The following is a 23,178-nucleotide window of genomic DNA, read 5'->3' on the forward strand; positions in this document are numbered from 1 at the left end:
CGGGCCGGTTGGTCGCGGGCGAGCAGGGCGTGGTCGGCGTGATGCTGGAGAGCTTCCTGGTCGCGGGCCGCCAGGATCTGACCCTCGGGCATGCCGACGCGCTGACCTACGGGCAGTCCATCACCGATGCCTGCATCGATTGGGAGACCACCGCCGCCCAGCTCGATCGCCTCGCCGACGCGGTGCAGCAGCGCCGCGATCACTGATACTCCGAGCCTGTCGCCCCGGTGAAAGCCGGGGCGCGGCTACGGATTTCGCCGCGGTTTCGCGACGACGCCGAGGATATCGCCGGAGCAGACGATGGCGCCGTCGAAGCCCGCGGTGGCCAGATAATCGATGAGATGTCCGGGGGCGGGTTTCGGACCGGTGCCGCTGGGTCCGTCCGGTTGTCCGTATCCGTAGAACAAGTACAGCGTGCCGTCAGGCGCGAGGACCTGCCGGATCAGGGCCAGCTCGGCGGTCGGCCGTTTGGTCCAGAACAGATTCACGTTGACGGCGACAACCTTGTCGAAGCCGCGTGCCGGTCCGATTTCGGCGAGTACCCGGGCCCGGTCGAGCTGTTCCAGTCCGGCGTGCAGCAGGTGCACCTTGCCGCATTTGATCAGCGCGGCATGGCGTTTCTTCGCGCGGGCGATGGCCGTCGGGGAACGGTCCACGCCGACGATCCGACCGCCGTCCAGCCGAGCGGCCAGGTACGCGATCGAGTCGCCGAAGCCGGGACCGATCTCCAGGATCCGGTCGTCGGGCCGCAGGTGCATGGTTTCGGCGATCCACTCGAATCGGGTATCAGCCGCCATATTCGCAATCTACGACTATTGCCCCGCCCCGGTCGACGGTTCGCGCCCACCCGTCGCCCGACCGCCACCCCTCATCGAATCGCTACGCGATGCTAAATACATCGGGCGGCCAATCCGAGACCGGGCCCGGCGAGTCCGTCGCCAGCCGTCCGGCCAGCCAGGTATCGCGGCGGCTGCCGCGCTGCATACTGCCGAGTCGCGCCATGCCCTCATAGTGAAAACCGTTGCGGCGAACCACGGCGGCCGAGGCGTGATTGCCGACGAAGGCGCGCCAGTTGATCCGGCTCAGCCCCAATCCTGTTGGCTGAAAACCGAATTCGCACACCAGGGCGACCGCACGCGACATCAGCCCGCGTCCGCGTTCCGCGGAGACCAGCCAGAAGCCGATTTCCGATGCCGATTCGTCGCGCGCGTTGAGATCGATCATGCCGACGACCGGACCGTCGGCGCGCGTCCGCAGCGCCCAGATCGGACTGCGGGTGGCCCAGCCGGGCGCGACCATATCGTCGAGGAAGGATTCGGCATTCTTCCGGTGATACGGAACCGGAATCGTTACCCACTCGGCAATGCTTGGCTCCTGGCAGCATGCGACGATATCGTCGATATCAGCCTCGGTCGGCCGCGACAACCAGATGGTTGTGTCGGATAGCGGATGATCCTCCATATGAGCATGGTGTCATGACCGGCTCGTCGGGCCCATCAGCGCGGAACGTAGAATCAGCCCGATGGTTGCCGCTCTTCTCGCCGACTTGTTCGAATCGCATCGGGCGCATCTGCTCTCGGTCGCCTACCGGCTGACGGGCAGTGTGGGCGACGCCGAGGACGCGGTGCAGGAGAGTTGGCTACGGCTGGCCGGTGCGCATCAATCCGAGATCGAGGATCTGCGGGGGTGGCTGACCACCGTGGTCAGCCGAATCTGCCTGGACCGCCTGCGTAGTGCCGCGGTGCGCCGGGAAACCTATGTCGGGCAGTGGCTTCCGGAGCCGGTCGTGACCGGTCATACGCCATCGACCATGCCGGATCCGCTCGAGGCGGTGGTCCGCAAACAGGAATGCAGCCTCGCCGCCATGGTGGTGCTGGAGAGTCTGACGCCGCCGCAGCGCGTGGCGTTCGTTCTGCACGACGGGCTTTCGGTGCCGTTCGACGAGATCGCGGAAATTCTCGGCATTTCGGTGGAGGCGGCGCGCCAGCTGGCCGTGCGGGCCAGGAAGTCCGTCGCGCAGGCCCCGCCGCCCGTCCCGGATGTCGAGCACGCGGCCGCGGTGCGCAATTTCGTCGCCGCGCTGTCCGCAGGTGATATAGCCGCGATAACCGCTGCGCTGCACCCGGATTCGGTAATTATCGGCGATGCGAACGGCACTACGTCCACCGCGATCAATGTCATCGCCGGTGTGGACAAGGTCGCCCGTTTCCTCCTCGGGCTGATGCGCAAGTACGGTATGGACGGCTCCTCGGAGCCGACACTGGAATTCGAATTCGCCACGGTCAATGGTCAATTGGGTTTGGTCGTGTATCGGGTCGGCCCGGGTTACGGGCGGCTCGAGGGTCCGCCCCGTGTGATCGGATTCGCGGTTCGCGACGGATTGGTCTGGGGTACCTACGATCTCGCGAATCCGGAAAAACTGTCCCACGTCCGCTTGGGGTGAGACGGTGCCAGGCCGGGCCCTCATCGCCAGGCCTGACACCGCCATCGGATTACGGCGTGGACGATCCGAGGAACCAGTCCCCGGTGGACGATCCGGTGCCGCTATTGCCGGTAGAGGATCCGTTGAACCAATCGCCGGTGGACGAGCCGAAGCCGGCGATCAGGTCGTGTGCGATATTTCGCAGGAAACCCAGTACCGTTCCGGCGACCTCCGACGCGGCCGGCTGCAGTACCAGGTCCAGATACGAGGCCATAAGCGCCCCTTTCGAGCTACCGCCGCAGGTCGGCGGTTTGTGAGGTAGAACACGGCGAGGCTAGCCGTCGTTGGGACAACGCACAACCATGCAGGTAGAGGCGCCAATTCAAAAGTGAAATATAGCCTTTCGCTATCTGTTGGCAACAATGGCGATCGCTGAGCTACTCTCCGGATATGCCCTCGCAACCCGCGACCGTCGCCCGCCTGCGCCCCTTTGCCTCCACGATCTTCGCGGAGATGACCGAATTAGCCGTCCGGCACGAGGCGATCAACCTGGGGCAGGGCTTTCCGGATACCGACGGGCCCGCGGGCATGCTCGAGGTCGCGCGCCAGGCCATCGCCGATGGGCTGAACCAGTACCCGCCCGGCCGCGGTATGCCGATCCTGCGGCGCGCCATCGCCGCCGACCGGGCCCGCCGCTACGGCACCCAGTACGACCCGGACAAACAGGTGCTGGTCACCGTCGGTGCGACGGAGGCGATCAGCGCCGCCGTGCTCGGTCTGGTCGAGCCCGGGCAAGAGGTCGTGCTCATCGAGCCCTACTACGACTCCTATGCGGCCGCGGTCGCCCTTGCCGGAGCGCGGCGGCGCACGGCTCACCTCGTCGCCGACGGTGACCGCTTCGTCCTCGACCTGGACAGTCTGCGCGCCGCCATCACGCCCGCGACGAGGATGCTGATCGTCAATTCACCGCACAACCCGACCGGCACCGTACTCGGCCGCGCCGATCTGACCGCGATCGCCGAAATCGCCTGCGAGCACGACCTATTGGTGCTTACCGACGAGGTCTACGAACACCTCGTCTACGACGGCAACCAGCACATCAGCCTCGCCACCCTGCCCGGTATGGCCGAGCGAACCATCGTGGTGTCCAGCGCGGCAAAGACTTTCAGCGTCACCGGTTGGAAGACCGGCTGGGCGCTCGGTCCGGCCGAACTCATCGACGGTGTGCTCGCGGCCAAACAGTTCCTGACCTTCGTGGCAGGTGGGCCGTTCCAACCGGCCGTCGCGCACGCGCTGAACAATGAACTCGATTGGGTCGCCGCACTGCGAGACACCCTGTCGGACAAGCGACTCCGCCTTGCCGCCGCGCTGAAGGACACCGGCTTCGAGGTGAAGGAGAGTGCGGGCGGCTATTTCATCTGCGCGGATATCACACCGCTCGGCGCAACCGACGGCTTGGCCTTTTGCCGGGAACTACCGGCTCGGCTGGGTGTCGCGGCCGTGCCGCTCATCGCCTTCGCCGACCACGTCGAGGCGTGGAATCACCTGGTGCGCTTCACATTCTGCAAACGCGACGAAACCCTCGACGAGGGCGTACGCCGACTTCGCGCGGGTGTTCGAGTGGGCTAGGCCCGGTCCTGTGGCCGACGTCGCGCCTGTGGTGCGTGCCAGTCGTATCGCATCGCGAGCAGGCGAAATGCGATCGCGCCGAGCGCGGCGCAGGCGCCGGTGATCGGGTTGTAGGCATCGAAATGCAGTAGCGTCGCGGTCGCCGTGGCACCGAAAAGTGCTGGTACCGCATAGATCTGCTCGGGTATCAGCACACTCGGCGTCTGCCCGCCGAGCAGATCGCGGATGACTCCGCCGCCGATCGCGGTGACCAATCCGAGCAGTGTGGCCGAGGGCGCGCCGAGACCGTGGTTGTAGGCGATCACCGTGCCGGTCACGCAGAAGAGCCCCAGCCCGAAGGCATCGGCCACGCCGAGCGGACCGCCGGTCACGCGCGGCGACGGATGCCAGAAGAAGATGACCGCGGCCGCGAGCAGCGCGGTCCACAGGTAACTGAGATCGACGAACGACGAGGGTGGTGTCCGGCCGATCACCAGATCTCGAATGACACCGCCACCCAAAGCCGTGCTGCAGGCCAGCACCACGATCCCGAATACGTCGAATCCGCGCCGCACCGCGAGCAGCGCGCCCGAGGTCGCGAAGGCGAAGACGCCGGACAGCTCCCCGACATGCTGCGCGGTATTCACCGCGGAATCGAAATGCGCCATGCGCCCACGATCACATATCCAGCGGCACCGGGGCTCAGGCAGGCATCGGCCGCGCACGATCGGTCGCGACCAGTACCGCGATCCCGCCGAGCATCGTGCCCATGAAATAGCGCTGGACCCGCAACCACAGCGGCCGACCGGTCAGGAAGGCGGCGATCCCGCCCGCGCCGAGCACGATCAGCCCGTTCACCGTCAATGCCACCGCGATCTGCACCGACCCGAGGCACAGACTCTGCAACCACACCCGGCCGTGCTCGGGCGCCACGAACTGCGGAATCAAGGCCATGTACATGATCGCGATCTTCGGATTCAGCAGATTGGTGACCAAACCCATGGTGAACAATCGCCGCGTCGGATCCGGGGGGAGCTCGGCGGGTGCGAAGACCGAGGTCCCGCCGGGCCGCACCGCCTGCCAGGCCAGCCACAACAGGTATCCCGCGCCCGCCGACTTCACCGCCAGATACAGGCCGGGCACGACTGCGAACACCGCGGTAATCCCCGCTGTGGCCGCCGCCAGGTAGACCCCGAATCCGGCCGCTACACCCCCGAGCGACACCAATCCGGCTCGCCGTCCCTGCGAAACACTGCGCGATACCAGATACATCATGTTCGGTCCCGGTGTGAGCACCATCCCCAACGCGGCCGCCGCCACTCCCAGAATCGCTGCAGTCTCGATCATGCTCTCGATACTCACGCACAGCGCTGCTATCGTCGCGGGCCAGTTGGGTGGTGGTGGACTGGCGTCATCGCCCATTCGTGTCTCGATCCAGTGGAAGCCGGGGGATCCGGACAAGAATGGGCGGTCGGTGCATTCGTCCTGGAACAAAACCGGCCGCTCGCACGCTGTATGTGCGAAGCCGACGCTAGCTGCGCCGTATCTGACGAGTTGTCGGTGGCGTCGGGGAGAATGGGCCGGAGTCGCACGAGCGATCCGATAATGCCGGACGCCGTATACGAGGAGAGATCGTGACCGAGCGTAGCGAGGGAACCGTCAGCACAGCACCTCCGGTCGCAGCGGAGCCGAGCGCCAGCGAGGCGCGGCTGTGACCGACGGTCCACTGATCGTTCAGAGTGACAAGACGCTGCTCTTGGAGGTCGACCACGAGTTGGCCGGGGTGGCGCGGCAGGCCATTGCGCCGTTCGCGGAATTGGAGCGGGCGCCCGAGCATGTGCACACCTATCGGGTGACGCCCCTGGCGCTGTGGAATGCGCGGGCCGCGGGGCATGACGCCGAGCAGGTGGTGGATGCCCTGGTCAGCTACTCGCGGTATGCGGTGCCGCAGCCGCTGCTGGTCGACATCGTCGACACCATGGCCAGGTACGGCCGGTTGCAGCTGGTGAAGAATCCGGCGCACGGGTTGACGCTGGTCAGTCTGGATCGCGCGGTGCTCGAGGAAGTGCTGCGGCACAAGAAGATCGCCCCGATGCTCGGTGCCCGCGTCGATGAGGACACCGTGGTCGTGCATCCGTCCGAGCGCGGCCGGATCAAGCAGATGCTGCTGAAGATCGGCTGGCCGGCCGAGGATCTGGCGGGCTACGTCGACGGGGAGGCGCATCCGATCGAGCTGGATTTCACCGGCGGCCAGTGGCACCTGCGCGACTACCAGGAGATGGCGGCCGATTCGTTCTGGGCCGGTGGTTCGGGTGTCGTGGTGCTGCCGTGTGGTGCGGGCAAGACGATGGTCGGCGCGGCCGCGATGGCCAAGGCGCAGGCCACGACGCTGATCCTGGTCACCAATACAGTGGCCGGACGGCAGTGGCGGCGTGAGCTGCTGGCCCGAACCTCGTTGACCGAGGACGAAATCGGCGAATACTCCGGCGAGCGCAAGGAGATCCGTCCGGTCACCATCGCCACGTATCAGGTCATCACCCGCCGCACCAAGGGCGAATACAAGCACCTCGAACTCTTCGACAGCCGCGATTGGGGCCTGGTCATCTACGACGAGGTGCACCTACTGCCCGCACCGGTCTTCCGAATGACCGCCGATCTGCAATCGCGGCGCAGGCTCGGCCTCACCGCGACTCTGGTGCGCGAGGACGGCCGCGAGGGCGATGTGTTCTCGCTGATCGGACCCAAGCGCTACGACGCGCCGTGGAAGGACATCGAGGCCCAGGGCTGGATCGCGCCCGCCGACTGCATCGAGGTTCGGGTGACCCTCACCGATGCCGAGCGGATGGCCTACGCCACCGCCGAGCCCGAGGAGCGCTACAAGCTCTGTTCGACCGCGCGCACGAAAATTCCTGTGGTGGAATCGATTCTGGCTCAGCACAAGGATGCGCAGACCTTGGTGATCGGCGCGTATCTGGATCAACTCGACGAACTCGGTGTCGATCTCAATGCGCCGGTAATTCAAGGTTCGACGAAAACCAAGGAGCGCGAAGAACTTTTCGATGCCTTCCGGCGCGGTGAGATTCCGGTGCTGGTGGTGAGCAAGGTCGCGAACTTTTCCATCGACTTGCCCGAAGCCTCTGTCGCGGTACAGGTTTCGGGAACATTCGGTTCGCGTCAGGAAGAAGCGCAACGGCTCGGTCGACTGTTGCGACCGAAACACGATGGTGGCCAAGCCCACTTCTATTCGGTCGTCGCACGTGACACCCTGGACGCCGAATATGCCGCGCACCGGCAGCGTTTCCTCGCCGAACAGGGTTACGCGTATCGCATTACGGATGCCGATGACTTGCTGGGGCCGGCCATCGGATAAGCGGAGGATTTATCTCCGATACATGTGCTAGGAATTGAGACGTGCGACGCTTCGAATTCGCGGTGGACCGGCAGCACGCCCATGCGGTCAACGAAGTCTTCGCCGACTTGCGTCGACTGCGCGTCATGGCGATCGCGGCCGCCGTCATCGCCGCGACCGGCACCGCGTATCTGATCTGGCTCAACCATCCGTGGGCCTATCTGCTGGCGATCGCATTCGCACTCGGCGCGGTCGTCGCGCTGTGGGTGGCGTTTTGGACACCGCACCGCTCCAGCATCGACAAGCTGTATGCCGACGGTGAACTGGTTGCCGCGGTCGTCTCCGAAACGCATCCGAGCGGGGTGGTGCTGCTCGCACTGGTCGATGTCTCGAGACCGGAGACTCCCGACCCGCGCTATGCGCTGGTTATCAGGAAGGTCAGGGATCTGCCGGGGCATGAGAAGCGCGCGGGTGAGCGGGTGCCGTCGGTCGCGGTGCGCACCGATCGGGCGCCGCGTCAGGTCGGCGAGCGCTGGCAGTCGGTCAGCGCCATGCCGATCGCCTGGGGCACCCGCGACGGCACTGTCATCGATCGGGCGCGCGCGGCCATCAGCGAGGTCGAATGGCGGTTGCTCGCCGATAATCTGGAACTCGCCGACAAGGTGCGACGCACCTCTGCCAAACGGTTGCTGCTCGACCCGCACCAGCTCCCCGGCGACCTGGGGTCCTGATCAGCCGAATTCCCTTGCGCCGCCGAATAGACTCGGTAAATGGTTCCGGCGTCCAACCTGCTGGCTTTCATCGCCGCATCGATTGTCATCATCGTCATCCCCGGACCGGGTGTGCTCTTCACCATCGGCCGGGCTCTCGCACTCGGTCGCCGTGCTGCCCTGGTCTCGGTATTCGGTCATTCCGCGGGTGTCTTCATCGCGCTACTGCTGGTCTCGGTGGGCCTGGGCACGCTGCTCGCGGCCTCGGCGCTCGCACTCACCGTGGTCAAGTTCGCCGGTGCGCTCTATCTGATGTACCTCGGAATCCAGGCGATCCGCGAGCGCAAGGCGTTGCGGGCTGCGCTGAACGCGCAGCTCGACCCCGCCGATGCCAAGGTTTTTCGGCAGAGCGTCTTCGTCGGGCTGACCAATCCCAAGGCGATCGTCTTCTTCTCGGCGGTACTGCCGCATTTCGCCGAACCCTCGGCGGGTTCGCTGCAGTTGCAATTTCTGATCCTGGGCTCCATCTTCCTGGCGATCGCATTGGTCTCCGATAGCGCTTGGGGCCTGCTCGCCGCATCGGCCCGAACTTGGTTCGCGCGTTCACCGCAACGACTGGAGGCGGTCGGCGGTGCGGGCGGTGCGATGATCTTCGGCCTCGGCGCGTCGGTGGCACTCAGCGGTAGCGCCGACTGAAGCGACTACCATCCACCGAGGTCAGGTGGGGCCGTGAAAGGGGTGGTGGTCGTATGAGGTGGTCCGGCTGGCTGTGTGCGGCCGTGGTCGGCGCACTTCTCGCCGCCCCGGTTCCGGCGAACGCCGATCCGCTCGTCGGCGCGCCTGGTCTGGACGATCCGTACTACCCGCTGGACGGCAATGGCGGCTACGACGTCGGCCACTACGAGGTCACCATCGACTACGACCCGCCGAGCCGTCAGCTCACCGGCACCACCACGATCGACGCCACCGCCACCCAGCCCTTGCGGATGTTCAATCTGGACTTCAACGGCCCGGACGTTCGCATGGTCTCGGTGAACAACCTGCCCGCCGCCTTCGACCGCAACGGCGAGCATGAACTGACCGTGACCCCGCTGTTGCCGCTGCTGCCCGGCCTGCCCTTCACCGTGACCGTCGACTACGCCGGGCATGCCAGGAACACCGAGGGCGCGGGCTGGACCTATGCACCCAGCGGCGGCGCCTTCGTCTCGGGCGAACCGCATTCGGCCACCACCTGGTATCCGCTCAACGACACCCCGCTGGACAAGGCCACCTTCACCCTGCACGCGTCGGTTCCCGCGGAATGGGAGGTGGTTTCCAACGGTGTGCGCACCGAGAACACGGTCGCCGGTGCGAAGCGCGACGTCACCTGGGAGTCGCATCAACCGGTACTCGGCTACCTGACCACGGTCGCGATCGATCATTACAGCTACCTCGAACAGCGCCGCGCCAACGGAACCCCGCTGATCAGCGCCTTCGCCCCGAATGCGGAGCGCAATAGGGAAACCGAGCAGCGCCTGCCCGAAATCATCGACTTCGAAGAGGCGCTCTACGGTCCCTATCCGTTCGACGCCGCGGGTGGCATCTACGTCGACGCGGATCTGGAGTTCTCGCTGGAGACCCAGACGCGTCCGATCTACGCACCGTGGACCGACCTGCCGACCGTGGTGCACGAAATAGCGCACCAATGGTGGGGCGATTCGGTTTCGGTGCGGCAATGGTCCGATATCTGCCTGAACGAATGCTTCGCCAGCTACACCGCCGACTATCTGTGGCCGGAGCGGATGGAGGGCAAGGATGTCGACGCGGCCTACCGCGAGACCATTCGGAAACATCGTACCGATCCGAAATTCTGGGATATTCCGCTGGAAAACCCGGGCGTCGGAAATGAATTCACCTCCGTTTACTACCGCGGCCCGCTGTTCCTGCACGCCTTGCGCAAACAACTGGGCGACGACGTGTTCTTCACGGCCGTCCGGGAATTCAATGCCGCCCATGCCCATGGCAACGCCTCGATGCCGGAGTTCCGCGCTTTCATGCAGTCGAAATCCCCGACCGATCTGACCGGCTTCTTCGAGGCCTGGTTGAACCGCACCACAATGCCCCCGGACGAGTATCTCTTCCCCGGCGCATTGCGCGGCTGACGTTCAGTCGACGCGTTCGCGGGCCTTTTCCACCCAGCGCTCTGCCCGATCGAGTTGTTTCCGGGCCGCGCGTAGTTGGTCCTGTGCACCGCGATCGGCGGTGCGGGCGAATTGCTTCTGCTGTTCGGCGTGCGCAAGCTCTTCGCGCAGTGCCTCGATGCGGGATTCGCTCTCGGCCAATCGGTTTGCCGTCTCTTCGGCCTCCGCCTGTGCTGAATCCATTGCCGCACGGGCAGATTCGAGGGCTTCGACTGCGTCATCGAGTTCCCGGCCCGCATCGTCTTCCGCGACGGGTTCGGCGGATTTCTTTGTGCCCGTGCCGCTTACCGAGGTGAGTGCGGCACCGCCCGGTCCGAAACCCTCATAGCTCGCCGATGTCACCAGTGTCCCGCTGCGCACCTGCTCGGCGACCGCGTCATCGGCCAGCGCCGCCGTAAGCGTCTGTCCGATCTCACGCAGCACCCCCTCGGTGACCGGATGCCCGCGATCTGCGGCCAGTGCGCCCGCCCGCTTGGCGAGGGCATTGACGACTTGCTGCCGCTGCGTGGTCAGCGCGCGCAACTGGTCGCCGGACAATTCTCGTTGCGCCGTACGCAGCGCGGTCCCGAGTTGCAGCAGCGCATCGACATCATCGGGCGCCGCACGGGCCAGCAGGTTCACCGTCCAGGCGACCACCGTCGGCTTTCGCAGCTTGCCGACGGCGGTCGCGAGTTCCTTATCGCCCGCGTCCTTGGCCTCGGCGACGCGTGCCGCCCTGGCGGCGATGAACTCACCAGGGTCGAGTCCGTACAAGTCGACGGCGACCTCTTCGAGCCTCATACTTTCCAAGCGTAACGACCGGGACTCAGGAAGCGACAGAGTGCACATGCTGGACAAACGTCCACGTGTTCGTAATGCGAAAGGCATTGATAGTGAACAGTTTAGGTCTCATGGTCCTCGTCAACCTGATCCCGAAATTCGTCAACCTCGCGTTGGTAGGCCTGACCGGACTGATGGGCCAGTACTGATTCGCGCCTCGGATTTGGTCGGTCGTCCGAACTGCTGATGCGGTTCGGGCGACCGTGACGGTATCCTCACCGCGTTCACATCTGTCGTGAACACGTTCGGTGAGAGAGGGTTTCACGTTGAAGTTCCCAGGAATGAGGCTGCTGGCACGCATTGTGCTCGCCCTCCTGGCGGTGGGCGCATTGGTGGCCGTGGTGACCGGTTGTTCGGCGCTCGACAATGCAAGCAAGTCCGACACCGCCAAGGCGAAGGTCGGTGATTGCATCAATGTCACCGACAGTTCGTCATCGGCCACCAAGTCCGAGCCGGTCGACTGCTCGTCGCCGAAGGCGGTTTACAAGGTATTCCAGACCGCGGACAAAAAGATCGAATGCGCGGCCGAATACACCACCTACACCGAGGACCTGGTCAGTGGCGGCCAGGCCTACATGTGCCTCGCGCCGAACTTCAAGCAGGGCAGCTGCTACGCCGATGTCGGCACCAACCCGTACAAGTACGTGGACTGCTCCTCTTCCGAAGCCACCTTCAAGGTGGTGCAGCGCATCGACGGTCAGGCCGACGAATTGCAGTGTGGCGCCGACGCGACCAGCTTCGTGACCGTCCCGGACCCGAAGGTCACCTTCTGCCTCGGCGCAGCCAAGGGCTGATTACTCGAGTAGTGCGACCGACGCGATCCGGTGCAAGGTGAAATGCCGGATCGCGCCGGTTACCGGGTCCAGTGCGTCGAGCTGGCCGTTGCCGACCTTCAATGGTTCGACGACGCGCTGTGACGCGACGCCCTGGGCGTCGACATAACCGATATTGACCGACCGCCGCACCCGCGCCGCCAATTGCAGCAGCGCCAGGGTTGCGGCGGTACTGGTTCTGGTGCCGTCGGGGCGCACCGCCTGGCCGTTGCGGGCGCTGGCGGCCCGCTCACCCGCGCGCAGCTCCGCGACGAGCAGTGTCAGCTGTTCGGTGCTCGGCGGCGTCGGGCGATATGGCTGCCTGGCATGCGGGCGCACCGCGATCCGGGCGCCGCGCGGGCGCAGATCGACAATGGTGCCAGCGGAATCCTCACCGGCCGGGGCGAATCCGGCCGCGCGCAACCGTTCGAGCAATTCGCCCAGCGGGGCCTGGGCGATGGCGACGGTGGGTGCGATGGCCCGCAGCGCGAGTTCGCTCGCCACCGGTGAACTCAGCACCTGCGCGAGCAGTGCCGGATCGTCACTGCGGACGAACGACTGCGCCATACCGGCCCGTAGTTGGCCGTGTCTGCGCGCGACGTCATCGATCAGATAGGACAGCGACTGCGGGATCGGTGTGCGGGAATGCGTGGTGAACAGCGTATGCAGTTCGGCCGCGGTCATCCCGGCATCCAGCGCACGTCGCACCGATGTGTCGCTGATCCGGTAAACTGTTGCTGCACCCGCGGATTCGATATCGGCCACGAGTGCCACCCGGCTCTGTAGCTCCGGCGTCAGCGGACCGGGCGCGATGACGGTCAGATCCGCCTGGACCAGCACATGATCGATGGGCTCGGGCAGCGCCGATTCCATCTCGGCCTCGGCATCGGACGCGCTGGTCGGCGAGCCGTGCAGCAAGGCCCGCGCCGGTGAGGCGAGCGCACCGCGTCCGATGAAACCGAGCGTCGCGGCCTCCTCCAGCGTGTGCTCGACCGCCTCGGCGCGAAAGTGCCTGCGCCACCGCGGTTGCCGCCAGGCCAGCAGTCGGCCGATATCGGTGGGGGCCAGTGCGGTGCCGGTCGGATATTCGGCGAGCAGATTCAGCATCGTACGACGGTCGTGGGGCGCGTGCGGGGTGCGCAGTTCGATCGACAATGCCGCCAGCGGTTTGTCATTGGCGTCGCGCATGCCGATCATCCACGGCATGCGGTCCAGGTCCAGCCAGGCCTGTGCCAGCGCCACCCAGCGGCGCGCGGGCGGTGCGTCGCGCCAGCCGTCGGCGGCCGGTGTGGGCGCCCAGAAGTCGTCGGTGGAGTCGAATTCCGGTGGCGGGTCCGGCATCCCCTTCTCGACGAGTTTTGCCGCGGCGAGCAGTTCGACGAGCAGTCCGGTGCGCGGTTCGTCGATACCGGTCTGTTTGGCGATGCGGCGCAATTCCCGCACTCCGAGCCCACCCGCGCGCAATGCGGGCGCGGGTGCCTGGCCGAGCGCCTCCAGAATGTCGGCGCAGTGCCGCAGTAGTTCGCCCACTTCACCCGCGGCGACCGCATTCACTTCGGTGGGACTGTGCTTGGTCGGTGTCGGCTCCGGCGGTTTCAGCGCGTGCGGATGGGTCACCGGCTCCCGGCGCAGCACCTGACCGACGGTGACCGGGAGTTCGACCGTCTCCTCGTCGATCCAGTGCAGTAATCGGCGGCCGAGCAGTTGCTGGATCGGGCGGTCGGCCGGTGTGCCCGGAGCCGCGTCCCTGGTGCGTCCGCGCGGGCCCGTGGTGGCCAGCTTGTCCAGCAGCGCGCGTTCGGCGGGGGAGACGGCCGCGAGGGCCGCGATCACCTCGGGCTCGGTCAGGGCGTCCGGAATTTCGGTGGTGCTGCCGATCGGCCACGGCAGCGCCTCGGCGGTAGCCGGGATCAGATGTAGGTCGTCACCGTCGCTCCAGACCAGCGCGCGATCGGATAGGCGGACCAGCGCGGCATCGATCGCCGCGACCCGCACCCGATCTTTCAACTGCACGCGCAACGCCTTGCGACTCATCGGCGTTCCGCCCGAACCCGTCGCCCGATGCACCGCAAGGGTTTCCACGATCGCGAACTCGAGTGTGTCCAGGTCATCGGTGGCACGCAGGACCGACGCGCGCTGCTCGGCACGGGCCGCGAGCACCGCCATGGACGAGGGCAGTGGCACGGCCAGATCGGGCCGGAGTTCGAGCAGGGCCACCAGCTGCGCATCGCTGCGGGCCGCGAGCCACCCGGCCAGGGATTCGGTCGCAGTCATCGGCTCCAGCCTACGGTGCATGATATTCATCTGCTGGTCTGCCTCAGCACATCGAATTCGTGACGTGACGACTGATTTCGCTGGCATATGGCCAACTCGTCGGGAACGCCCGAGATCGGACCGGACAACTGACCGCCGGCCCGCGACGTGAATCTTTTGCACCTCCGACCGGCAAAAGGCCCGGGGAGGCGGGGGAGCGGCAGGAGCGCGGGTACGCAGCGCGTTAGCATGTGGGCGTGGTGAACAAATCGAAGAAACCCTATGTCGACCATGGCTGGCCCTCCGTGGAGGACGGTGGCCATGCGGTCACCGAACTGTCGTCGACTCGTTCCGGTGGGCTCTCGCCGTTCGGTGAGGACACCGAGTTTCCGGTTCCGGCCGATCAGCTGCCTTACATGCACCCGAATACGGTGATCAACCGCTGAGCGGCACATCGCTCGGTACCCGGACGGAAAACCCGCGGATACGAAGAAGGTCCCCGCATCAATGATGCGGGGACCTTCTTCGTACGGTCTGCGTTGTGACGACTCAGGAGGGCAGCATGCTCTTGTTCGCCTCGTAGAAGCTCACGACTGCCGGGTCGAGCTGAGTGCCCTTGGCGGCATTGAAGAAATCGAGGGCTTCCTGCGGGATCTGCACACCCTGGCCCTGTACGACAGCGACGGCGCGGTCGATCGCGCTGAAGATCTCCTGGCTGGGGTCCGCGGCGGCCTGCTCCGGAGCAGCCGGGGCCGGGTTCCAGCGCGGGGTCTCGGTGGAGGAGGGGGCGGTGCGCGGGGTGGATCCGCTGCTCAGGCCGAGTGAGGACGAGCAGGAGGGCCAAGCGCCCCAGCCCTGGCTGGCGAGGACCTTCTCGGCGACCGCGATCTGCTGTTCGCGGGTGGCCTGGTTGGCCGTCGCGGCGTATTCGCCGCCGCCGTGGGCATTCCAGGTGCTGGGCGAGAACTGCAGTCCACCCTGGAAACCGTTGCCGGTGTTGATGCCCCAGTTACCGCCGGCCTCGCACTGGGCGAGCCGATCCCAGTCCTGATCGGGTGCCGCGCTGGCGTTTCCAGCGAGAGCCACACCTGCGGTGCCGATGATCGCGCCGGTGACGGCGACCTTGGCTACGGTGCGCCCGGTGGAGGTTGGCTTGCGATGGCGTCCACTCATTACGGGTTCGTCTGCCTCTCGTACGCATCTGCAAGTGGTCCGGACTGAGAGGTCGTCCGTCCCGCCCCCACCCCTGCTTCCGTTGGGGTCCGGTACCCGCGGGGTGAGGTTTGATGCGGCGGGCCGGTGGTTGCCGGTTGTCCCGGCTGGGTAAGACGGTACGACGATCGCGGCGAAAAATCACTATTTGGTAACCGGCGGGTCCGATCGGGTCTCGGACTGGTATCGGTTGCGGCCGAGAGGCTTCCGCGCAGCTGAGAGATGGTGCAGACGGGCCGGTCAGGGGCCGCCGCCGCTCCGTTATCGCGCTGTAATGTGACGAGGATCACACTGGCGGTTCGGTAACGATTAGCAGGGGTAACCGGTTTAGCGCGATCGTCGGCCGGACCACAGTGCGAAGACGATCGCGCAGAGGAAGCCGAGCGGCGCCAACATCGCCAGCAGATACAGCCACAGGCCCGGGTCGGAATCGCTGAGGATCGGTGTCAGAAATATGGCGACGATCGCAAGCAAGCCGATCGCGAACAGGCCGAGTGCCACGTACAGCAACCGGTCGCCTGCGCGGCGTGGTGAGCGGCTCGGAGGCGGTGGCGCGGATGGGTTCGTCACTGCTCGACCGTAAAACTGATGTGCTTGTGTTATTCGCACCGGGGTAGACTCGGTGTCCATCGCGTCCTGCACAGCTGTGGGGCGCGTTCTTTTCGCAAACTGACAGGAGCTGTCCGAGGCGGTATGCCGGACGAGCACCTGGGCAGACGGATGTGCTCGGGCCAGTGGGGCCCGAGTTTCGATGATGAACGGGTGAGTGCAGTGCCGACCGGCAGGGTGAAGTGGTACGACGTCGAAAAGGGCTTCGGCTTCCTTTCCCAGGACGAGGGTGAGGATGTCTATGTCCGTTCGTCCGCGCTGCCTGCCGGCGTCGATGGGCTCAAGCCCGGTCAGCGTGTCGAATTCGGCATGGCCGCCGGTCGCCGTGGGCCGCAGGCGCTGAGTCTGAAGGTGCTCGAATCGCCGCCCTCGGTCCGTCATGGCCAGGAGCGTGATCGCAGTGCGCACAAGGAGCCGGTCGCGCGCAAGCACACGCCGGACGAGCTGCACGGGATGGTCGAGGACATGATCACCCTGCTCGAGGCCAAGGTGCAGCCGGATCTGCGCAAGGGCAGGTATCCGGATCGCAAGACCGCGCAGCGCATTTCGGAAGTGGTGCGGGCGGTCGCGCGCGAACTCGATCACTGACGTTCGCGGATAACGAATTACGCGCGCTGCCCGGCTTACCGGGCAGCGCGCGAATCGTTTTCAGGCCGACAGTCGCTGCCGACCTTTTCGAGCGACCTGCAAGCAGTCGCTGCCGACCTTTTCGAGCGACCTGCAAGCAGTCGCTACGGCGAGGTGCTGATCGACCAGGCCGCGTGCGGCACGTAGAACTCGCGGCCGGTTTCGTCGCGCGCGAGGATCGGCAGCTGCAATTCGACACCGACGAGCCGCAATTCGGGCTCCGGCTTCGAATCGATGGTGACGGCGAGTGCGCCCTCGGGATAGTCGTTGCGGCTCACCACCCGGTCCACCTTCTCGCCGGTAGGCATGACGTAGACCAGCTGCGCCAGCCAGGGCGCGTCGGCGATCTTCTTCGGCAGCGACAGCTGCAGCGGGTATCCGGCGGGAACGTCCAGGGTGACGGTCTCGCCGTACTTGCAGTCCTCCATTTTCACTGTGCAGTACAGGAATGGGGACACCGTGACGGTCTTGCCGTGGGCGTATGCGGTGACGGTCGGGTCGGGGTGGTCCGCGTTGCGGACGAACACCGTCAACACGCCGACGAAGGCGACGGTGAACACCAGTAGGGCCGCCACACATAGCCCGACGACAGTGCGGGTACTCGGTTTGCTCACGACTGAGCCTCGCCGGCGCTCGGCTCCGTCGCGAGCAAAGCTGCTGTGTCTTTGGTTCGTTCGCTGTGCTCACTCACAGATCGGGTCTCCTGTGCCTCGTTGCATGTGCTTAGTGTCGCTACCGCGCTCCCTGCCGCGTTGTGCGGCTCGGTCGGCGTCGGTGTGTCGGGTTGTCGCGACCTCCTGCTCGGCATGTTCGGGGCGATGGCCGCCGAGGCCGGGCAGCAGGGAGTGGCCGCGGTCGCTTATGAAGGTCTGCAGCAGCCCGAACAGCAGGATCGCGGAGATGAACGCGAAACCCTGCCAGTAGGTGGTCGGCATCAGCACGCCCGCCGCGCCGCCGAGAACCCAGCTGAGCTGCAGTACGGTCTCGGACCGGCCGAAGCCGGACGCGATCGATTCCGGCGGCAGATCGTCCTGGATGGACGCGTCCAGCGATACCTTCGCCAGCGCGCTCGCACCCGCCGCGACCAGGGTGGCCAATGCGGCGCCGAGCAGATTGTCGAGGAAGACCGCGAGCAGGGCGACCGCGCAGCAGGCCGCGGTGCAGCCCAGCACGATCAGTGACGGCTTGCCGAGTTCGATCCGGGCGCCGGTCGCATTGCCGACGAAATTGCCGATCGCCGCGGCCACGCCGACCACGCCGAGCATGGCGGCCTGCTGCCAGCCGCCGTGTTCGGTTGCCTTGGCGACGAAGGCCACGTAGAACGTCAGGAAGCCGGTCAAGACGCGAATGGCGCTATTGCCCCACAGTCCGGTCACGACCGCGCGGCCGAGCGGCTGCCTGCGCTTGCGCGGCGGAACCGCGGCTTCGGTTGCCGGACTGAACACTTCGGTTTTCGCGTGATAACTGAGGGTCGCCGGGACTTCGCCCTCGGTGACCTCGACCCAACGTGGGATGCGCAGGCTCAGGAACGTTCCCGCGATCGCGATCGCGGCGGCCAGCACCAGTGCGCCATTGGAGCCGGCGATCGCGGCGGCGAGTGCGGCGACCGCGCCCGCGCCGATGGTGCCGCCGACCAGACCGAATACGGTGAGCCGAGAGTTGGTGCGCACCAAGTCGATTTCGGGTGGCAGCACGCGTGGCGTCACCGCGCTCTTGAGCACCGAGAACGATTTGCTGCCGATCATCATGCACAGGGCGAGCGGATACAGCGCCCAGCTGTCGAAGGCGATGATCAGCACCACCGCGACCACTACGCGCAGGGCGAAGGAGGTAGCGAGTGCGAGGCGGCGGCCGCGTTGTAGTCGGTCCAGCATCGGTCCGATGAGCGGGGCGATCACCGCGAACGGGGCGATGGTAATCAATAGGTACAGCGCGACTTTGGTCTTGCTCTCCGCGGTCGCGCTGGCGAAGAACAGTGTGTTGGCCAAGGCCACCGCGATCGCGGCGTCCAAGGCGAAATTCGCCATGGTGGCGTAGGTCAGGGCGGTGAGGCCGGATTTGTCGGCGCCGTCGGCCTTGGCGGCGCGCTGGAAGGTTGCGACGCCGCGGGAGGTGAGTTCACGGCCGCGCATGGCGGCGACCCGGGTGACGGTCAGCTTGCGGGGAACGCGCTGGGGCTCGGCCGGGATTTCGGGCTCCGGCGGCGGGTCTGCCGGTTTCGCGGATCCGCCGGGCAGCGGCTTGGTCGGCGGTGCTTCGCGGCGTTGCGGTGGTTCGGGTGGCAGGGGCGGTAGTGACGACCGCCGGGGCGGGGTGTGGGGTGGCGGGTAGCGGTCGTAACCGGGGTGACGCTGGATCGGTGGGGACTCCTCGCCATCCCACGGACCGCGGTCGGAACCGGAGGGATCGCGAGGAGTAGTCACAACCTCAATTCTGTCGTACATCGGCGACTTGGGTTCAATTGCCGCTCCAAGCCGTCCGGAAAGGTGACCTGGCTCGCTCATGCCTCCACCTCGCTGGCGCTCGGCTCCGGCACGAGCGAGCGCTCGGCTGTGTTGATGGTTCGCTCGCTGCGCTCGCTCATGCCTCCACCTCGCTGGCGCTCGGCTCCGGCACGAGCGAGCGCTCGGCTGTGTTGATGGTTCGCTCGCTACGCTCGCTCATGCCTCCACCTCGCTGGCGCTCGGCTCCGACACGAGCGAGCGCTCGGCTGTGTTCATCGTTCGCTCGCTCACTCCGGTACGAATCGGACCTCGAAGATGGTCGGCCAGTACTTGCCGGTGATCAGGAAGCGGTCCGTGCCGGGCAGTTGGGCGATGCCGTTGAGCACATCGGTCCGCGCGCGCACGGTCGCGGGCAGCAGTCCGCTCGCGTCGATGACCGCGAGGACACGGCCGGTTTCGGGGTCGATGTGCAGGATCTCGTCGGTGGGATAGGAATTGGCGTAGACGGAACCGTCGGCGGCGCAATCGAGTTCGTTGAGGTGAGCACGGTTTCGGGTGGTGAGGGTGACCGTGCCGGTCGCGGCGAAGGTGACCGGATCGCGGAAGGTGAGGGTGTCGGTGCCGTTGCTCATCACCAATTTGCCCGCGCGGGTGCACAGACCCCAGCCCTCGCCGTCGTAGGACGCCCTGGCGCGTTCGGTCAGTGTCGCCGGATCGCGGGCGATCGCCACCCGGTCCTTCCAGGTGAGCTGCCAGAGGGTGTCACCGGCTTTGGTGACGCCCTCGCCGAAGTAGGGCGCCGGCAGTTCGACTCTGGTCAGTTCCGCGCCGGTCGTCAGATCGGTGGCGCGCAGGCCCGACGCGCCCGGCATGCCGGTGGCTTCGTAGAGCACGGAGCCGTCGACCTCCAGACCCTCGGTAAACGCCCGTGGATCGTGCGGACGGGTGCCGACCACCTCGATATGCAGTCGCGGCGGATCGTCGTCGGAGCCGCCACACCCGGTGATTCCGAGCAGGCTGACCAGGACAACGACGGCCAACGAACGCCGATTGCGCTCCATACGGCAAAATGTAGGCCGTGAGCGCAGTATCTGTTTCGCAGTCCGGCGTGCGGCCGATCCTTGCCGATGCCGTCGACGTGGCCCGCCGTGCGCTCCTGGAGCTGGAGCCGACCGGCGTCGGCGCGCATATCGGTGTCACCGCCGAGGACGAGTCCGCGGCGACCCACCGGTTCGAGGCCACCCTGCCCGGCTACCGCGGCTGGCAGTGGGCGGTCGTGGTGGCGGCCCCGCCCGGCGCGCAATACGCGACGGTGAGCGAATCGGCGCTGCTGCCCGGTCCGGACGCGCTGGTCGCACCCGATTTCGTCCCGTGGGAGCAGCGCATCCGTCCCGGTGATCTGGCGCCCGGCGACCTGCTCGCCCCGCGCACTGATGATCCCCGGCTGGTGCCCGGCTACGTCGCGAGCGGCGATCCGGCCGTCGACGAGGTTGCGCTGGAAATCGGCCTGGGCCGCACCAAGGTGCTCAGCCGCGAGGGCCGCGAAGAAGCCGCCGAACGCTGGTACTCCGAATTCGGCCCCGAAACCGATATGGCCAAGGCCGCCCCCTCCACCTGCGGCCGCTGCGGGTTCTACCTTCCTCTCGCCGGCGCCCTCCGCTCCGCCTTCGGCGTCTGCGGCAACGCCATGGGTGCCGACGGGCACGTAGTCCATGCCGAATACGGCTGCGGCGCGCACTCGGACGTAGAAGTCCCGACCGGTGGGGGATCGCCGCTGTACGAGGCGTATGACGACGCGGCTTTCGATGTGATCCCGGTTGAGGCGTTGCGCAAGCCCGCCGCACCGGACGCGGCGGCCGGTGCCGAGAGCGCCCCGGGAACGAGCGATGCTGCGACTGCCGCCGAACCGACCACGGTCGAGCCGAGCGATCGTGCCGCATCCGATACTGCCGCCGCGCCGAGCGACGCGGCATCGGGCGATGCGACGGCTGAGTCGCCCAGCGCGGTGGAGTCGACTGCTCTCCCGTCGGATGATGTTGTGGTCGAGCCGAATACGGCCGCCACGCACGATGCCTCCACGGCTGGCGCAGGCGGTGAGCCCGATGCTGGGGTCAGTGCTGGCCCGACGGCTTCGGTGGTTGAGCCGACCACTGCCGAAACGGGCGTTGTGGCCGAGTCGAGCGTCGTCGAGTCGGGTGCTGTTGCCGCGTCGGATGATGTTGCGGCTGGGCCGAACGCGGCAGTCGCGCAGGATGTTTCCGCATCTGGCGCAGGCGGTGAGCCCGATGCTGGGGTCAGTGCTGGCCCGACGGCTTCGGTGGTTGAGCCGACCACTGCCGAAACGGGCGTTGTGGCCGAGTCGAGCGTCGTCGAGTCGGGTGCTGTCGCCGCGTCGGATGATGTTGTGGCAGTCGCGCAGGATGTTTCCGCATCTGGCGCAGGCAGCGAGCCTGGGATCGGCGCAAGCCCGACCGTTTCGTTGGCTGAGTCGTCTGCTGTGGTGCCGGGCGTTGCCGCAGCGGGTGTTGTGGCCGAGTCGACCAGCCTGGGGTCTGCCAGCCCGTTGGAAGCTGGTACTGCTGAGCCGAATACGGCCGATGTTTCCGCGCCGAGCGCGGTCAGCGAGCCCAGTGATGCTGCCGCAGATGTGACGGCTGCCTCGTTGGCTGAGCCGGATTCGACGGTCGCCGAGGATGCTGCGGCACCGGGTGTGGGCACCGAGGCAGGTGATGCGGCTGCCGCAACTCGGACTGCCGCGATTGCTGAGCCGACCTCCCCGGAGCACGGCGTCGCCGCCTCGGGTTTCGGCAGCCAGTCGACCAGTGCGGTCGAGTCGGACGCTGCGCACCTGCCGGGCGAGGCTGCGGCAGAGTCGAGCACCTCGGGTGAGCCCAATGTCGTCGCCCAGGGGGTGGTCGACATCTCCAGCACCACAGCCACATCTAGCCCCGCTGCTGACGTGGTCGCTGAGTCGCGCGCTTTGGTTGAGCCTGCTGGCGCGTCCGATTCGGATCGCGAGTCGATCGGCGCGGCGCCCGGCGCGGATGCGGCGGAAGGCCCGATCGGATCGACGACGGACGCATCCACCAGTTGCGAGACCGAGTCGAACGGTGCGACTGCCGAGAGCGTGGCAGGCCATGAGGCCACGGCGACCGCGGGCTCGGCAAGCGTCCCCGCTTCGGTACATCCGAGCGCTGAAGCTGCTGTGTCGCAGCGGGAGTCGAGTGCCGAGCCGGCGTCCGGTGCAACCGCCGGGAGCGGCGAGGTAGTTTCCGAGCCAGTGGCGAGTGACGCAGAAGGTGACACCGCCGCAGTTGAGTCGATCGCCGCGTTAGGTGCGTCGCAGCCGGAGTCGGGTGTCGGTGCGGCCGGAGCAATTGTGGTCGAGCCAGGTGCCGAAGCTGCTGTGTCGCAGCCGGAATCGGATCTTGGTGTCGCTACTGGGGTGGCCGCTGCGAGTGATGCCGCCGGTGCGGCGATTCACGGGGCGTCGGCAATCGGTGCAGAAGGTGCCGTCGCTGCGGGCGAGTCGAGCGTCGACGAGGCGGTGTCCGAAGCTTCGGGTGCTGCCCTGGCATCGGACGTCGACCGCGTGGCTGAGTCGGTCGCCGATACGGCGGCCGAAACTGAGGCCGTCGTGACTGAACCGGGCATCGAAGCTACTGAGGCGCAGCCGGAATCGGATGCAGGCTCGGCCGGTGCGGCGGCAGCGTTCGTAGGCGAAGCTGAAGTTCCAGGTGACGAAGCTCCCTCCGTTCGAGGCGAGGAGGCCGACGCGCACGCCGTGAGTGCGGACGCTGATGGCGGCGTCGTCGATGCCGGTACAGCGGGTGCTGCTGGCGAGGTGGCCGATGTTGGCGGTGCGCGTGTGGACGTCGGTGGCGGCGTTGCCCACGCTGACAGTGAGACCACGGGCGTTGATGACGAGGGCAGCGCCGATGTTGGCGGTGCGAGTGCGGATGTCGATGGCGGCGTTGCCCACGCTGACAGTGAGACCACGGGCGTTGATGACGAGGGCGCCGATGTCGGCGGTGCGCGTGTGGACGTCGATGGCGATGTTGCCCACGCTGACAGTGAAACCGCGGGTGCTGATGACACGGCCGCCGACTCTGTCAGTGGGGGTGCGGGCATCG

General features: G+C 66.7%; 22 protein-coding genes and 1 pseudogene. 11 read left to right on the forward strand and 12 right to left on the reverse strand.

Annotated features, from left to right (window positions below; translation table 11 throughout):
* Positions 1-206 (forward strand): annotated as a pseudogene (locus tag ON44_RS03975) (3-deoxy-7-phosphoheptulonate synthase); the annotation flags it as partial.
* Between the two features lie 39 nt (positions 207-245).
* Here the strand turns inward: ON44_RS03975 and ON44_RS03980 are convergent.
* Together ON44_RS03980 and ON44_RS03985 are read right to left on the reverse strand one after the other, a co-directional pair.
* A complete protein-coding gene (locus ON44_RS03980) occupies positions 246-797 on the reverse strand; it encodes a class I SAM-dependent methyltransferase (RefSeq protein ID WP_040686422.1) in 552 nt (183 codons plus the stop codon).
* A gap of 82 nt (positions 798-879) precedes the next feature.
* Positions 880-1,461 (reverse strand): GNAT family N-acetyltransferase, encoded by a 582-nt coding sequence (locus ON44_RS03985; RefSeq protein ID WP_040686423.1) that lies wholly within the window; start codon positions 1,459-1,461, stop codon positions 880-882.
* Positions 1,462-1,522: 61 nt separating this feature from the next.
* Between ON44_RS03985 and ON44_RS03990 the strand changes: the two genes are divergently transcribed.
* Entirely contained in the window at positions 1,523-2,443 is a 921-nt protein-coding gene (locus tag ON44_RS03990; protein WP_040686424.1) for a sigma-70 family RNA polymerase sigma factor, read from the forward strand.
* A 49-nt stretch (positions 2,444-2,492) separates the two neighbouring features.
* On the opposite strand, the gene ON44_RS03995 is transcribed toward ON44_RS03990, so the two are convergent.
* Positions 2,493-2,696, reverse strand: coding sequence for a hypothetical protein (locus ON44_RS03995; RefSeq protein WP_040686425.1), 204 nt, complete (start codon positions 2,694-2,696; stop codon positions 2,493-2,495).
* Positions 2,697-2,872: 176 nt separating this feature from the next.
* Here ON44_RS03995 and ON44_RS04000 point away from each other — a divergent pair, with 176 nt between their 5' ends.
* Positions 2,873-4,051, forward strand: a complete 1,179-nt coding sequence (locus tag ON44_RS04000; protein WP_040686426.1) for a pyridoxal phosphate-dependent aminotransferase — start codon at positions 2,873-2,875, stop codon at positions 4,049-4,051.
* Here the strand turns inward: ON44_RS04000 and ON44_RS04005 are convergent.
* Both ON44_RS04005 and ON44_RS04010 read right to left on the reverse strand, forming a co-directional pair.
* Positions 4,048-4,698 (reverse strand): trimeric intracellular cation channel family protein, encoded by a 651-nt coding sequence (locus ON44_RS04005; RefSeq protein WP_040686427.1) that lies wholly within the window; start codon positions 4,696-4,698, stop codon positions 4,048-4,050. The genes ON44_RS04000 and ON44_RS04005 overlap by 4 nt on opposite strands.
* A 34-nt stretch (positions 4,699-4,732) precedes the next feature.
* Positions 4,733-5,377: a LysE family translocator gene (locus ON44_RS04010; protein ID WP_040686428.1), complete on the reverse strand. Its 645-nt coding sequence runs from the start codon at positions 5,375-5,377 to the stop codon at positions 4,733-4,735.
* A gap of 364 nt (positions 5,378-5,741) precedes the next feature.
* Here ON44_RS04010 and ON44_RS04015 point away from each other — a divergent pair, with 364 nt between their 5' ends.
* The 4 genes from ON44_RS04015 to ON44_RS04030 are packed head-to-tail and all read left to right on the forward strand — an operon-like array spanning position 5,742 to position 10,230.
* Complete coding sequence (locus ON44_RS04015; RefSeq protein WP_040686429.1) at positions 5,742-7,400, forward strand: DNA repair helicase XPB; 1,659 nt, start codon at positions 5,742-5,744, stop codon at positions 7,398-7,400.
* Positions 7,401-7,441: 41 nt separating this feature from the next.
* A complete protein-coding gene (locus tag ON44_RS04020; protein WP_051181483.1) occupies positions 7,442-8,110 on the forward strand; it encodes a DUF3239 domain-containing protein in 669 nt (222 codons plus the stop codon).
* Between the two features lie 39 nt (positions 8,111-8,149).
* Positions 8,150-8,785, forward strand: coding sequence for a LysE family translocator (locus tag ON44_RS04025; RefSeq protein WP_040686430.1), 636 nt, complete (start codon positions 8,150-8,152; stop codon positions 8,783-8,785).
* A 53-nt stretch (positions 8,786-8,838) separates the two neighbouring features.
* A complete protein-coding gene (locus ON44_RS04030; protein ID WP_040686431.1) occupies positions 8,839-10,230 on the forward strand; it encodes a M1 family metallopeptidase in 1,392 nt (463 codons plus the stop codon).
* Between the two features lie 3 nt (positions 10,231-10,233).
* Here the strand turns inward: ON44_RS04030 and ON44_RS04035 are convergent, their stop codons facing one another.
* Positions 10,234-11,049: an efflux RND transporter periplasmic adaptor subunit gene (locus tag ON44_RS04035; RefSeq protein WP_040686432.1), complete on the reverse strand. Its 816-nt coding sequence runs from the start codon at positions 11,047-11,049 to the stop codon at positions 10,234-10,236.
* A gap of 320 nt (positions 11,050-11,369) precedes the next feature.
* Between ON44_RS04035 and ON44_RS04040 the strand changes: the two genes are divergently transcribed.
* On the forward strand, positions 11,370-11,882 hold the full coding sequence (locus ON44_RS04040; RefSeq protein ID WP_040686433.1) for an LppU/SCO3897 family protein: 513 nt from the start codon (positions 11,370-11,372) through the stop codon (positions 11,880-11,882).
* Here the strand turns inward: ON44_RS04040 and ON44_RS04045 are convergent, their stop codons facing one another.
* The gene (locus tag ON44_RS04045) at positions 11,883-14,174 is read right to left on the reverse strand and encodes a helicase-associated domain-containing protein (RefSeq protein ID WP_040686440.1); all 2,292 of its coding nucleotides are present in this window, start codon (positions 14,172-14,174) and stop codon (positions 11,883-11,885) included.
* Positions 14,175-14,410: 236 nt separating this feature from the next.
* Here ON44_RS04045 and ON44_RS04050 point away from each other — a divergent pair, with 236 nt between their 5' ends.
* The gene (locus ON44_RS04050; protein ID WP_040686441.1) at positions 14,411-14,599 is read left to right on the forward strand and encodes a hypothetical protein; all 189 of its coding nucleotides are present in this window, start codon (positions 14,411-14,413) and stop codon (positions 14,597-14,599) included.
* A gap of 103 nt (positions 14,600-14,702) precedes the next feature.
* Here the strand turns inward: ON44_RS04050 and ON44_RS04055 are convergent, their stop codons facing one another.
* Positions 14,703-15,326 carry a transglycosylase family protein gene (locus ON44_RS04055; RefSeq protein ID WP_040686434.1) on the reverse strand — a complete coding sequence of 208 codons (624 nt, stop codon included), beginning with the start codon at positions 15,324-15,326 and terminating at the stop codon, positions 14,703-14,705.
* A 366-nt stretch (positions 15,327-15,692) separates the two neighbouring features.
* Complete coding sequence (locus ON44_RS04060) at positions 15,693-15,935, reverse strand: hypothetical protein (protein WP_051181484.1); 243 nt, start codon at positions 15,933-15,935, stop codon at positions 15,693-15,695.
* A 201-nt stretch (positions 15,936-16,136) separates the two neighbouring features.
* Here ON44_RS04060 and ON44_RS04065 point away from each other — a divergent pair, with 201 nt between their 5' ends.
* A complete protein-coding gene (locus tag ON44_RS04065; RefSeq protein WP_040686436.1) occupies positions 16,137-16,562 on the forward strand; it encodes a cold-shock protein in 426 nt (141 codons plus the stop codon).
* Positions 16,563-16,705: 143 nt separating this feature from the next.
* Here ON44_RS04065 and ON44_RS04070 read toward each other — a convergent pair whose 3' ends face one another.
* The 3 genes from ON44_RS04070 to ON44_RS04080 all read right to left on the reverse strand — a co-directional run bounded on the left by ON44_RS04070 (position 16,706) and on the right by ON44_RS04080 (position 20,106).
* A complete protein-coding gene (locus tag ON44_RS04070; RefSeq protein WP_040686437.1) occupies positions 16,706-17,215 on the reverse strand; it encodes a DUF2771 domain-containing protein in 510 nt (169 codons plus the stop codon).
* A gap of 69 nt (positions 17,216-17,284) precedes the next feature.
* Entirely contained in the window at positions 17,285-19,024 is a 1,740-nt protein-coding gene (locus ON44_RS04075) for an MFS transporter (protein WP_040686442.1), read from the reverse strand.
* A gap of 308 nt (positions 19,025-19,332) precedes the next feature.
* Entirely contained in the window at positions 19,333-20,106 is a 774-nt protein-coding gene (locus ON44_RS04080; RefSeq protein WP_040686438.1) for a glutaminyl-peptide cyclotransferase, read from the reverse strand.
* Positions 20,107-20,123: 17 nt separating this feature from the next.
* On the opposite strand from ON44_RS04080, the gene ON44_RS52305 reads away from it, so the two are divergent.
* Positions 20,124-23,178, forward strand: a 3,055-nt coding sequence (locus tag ON44_RS52305) for a DUF3027 domain-containing protein (protein ID WP_245567005.1), incomplete at its 3' end; no start/stop codon positions are given.

The organism is Nocardia vinacea NBRC 16497, assembly GCF_000308835.1.
GTDB classification, from domain to species: Bacteria; Actinomycetota; Actinomycetes; order Mycobacteriales; family Mycobacteriaceae; genus Nocardia; species Nocardia vinacea.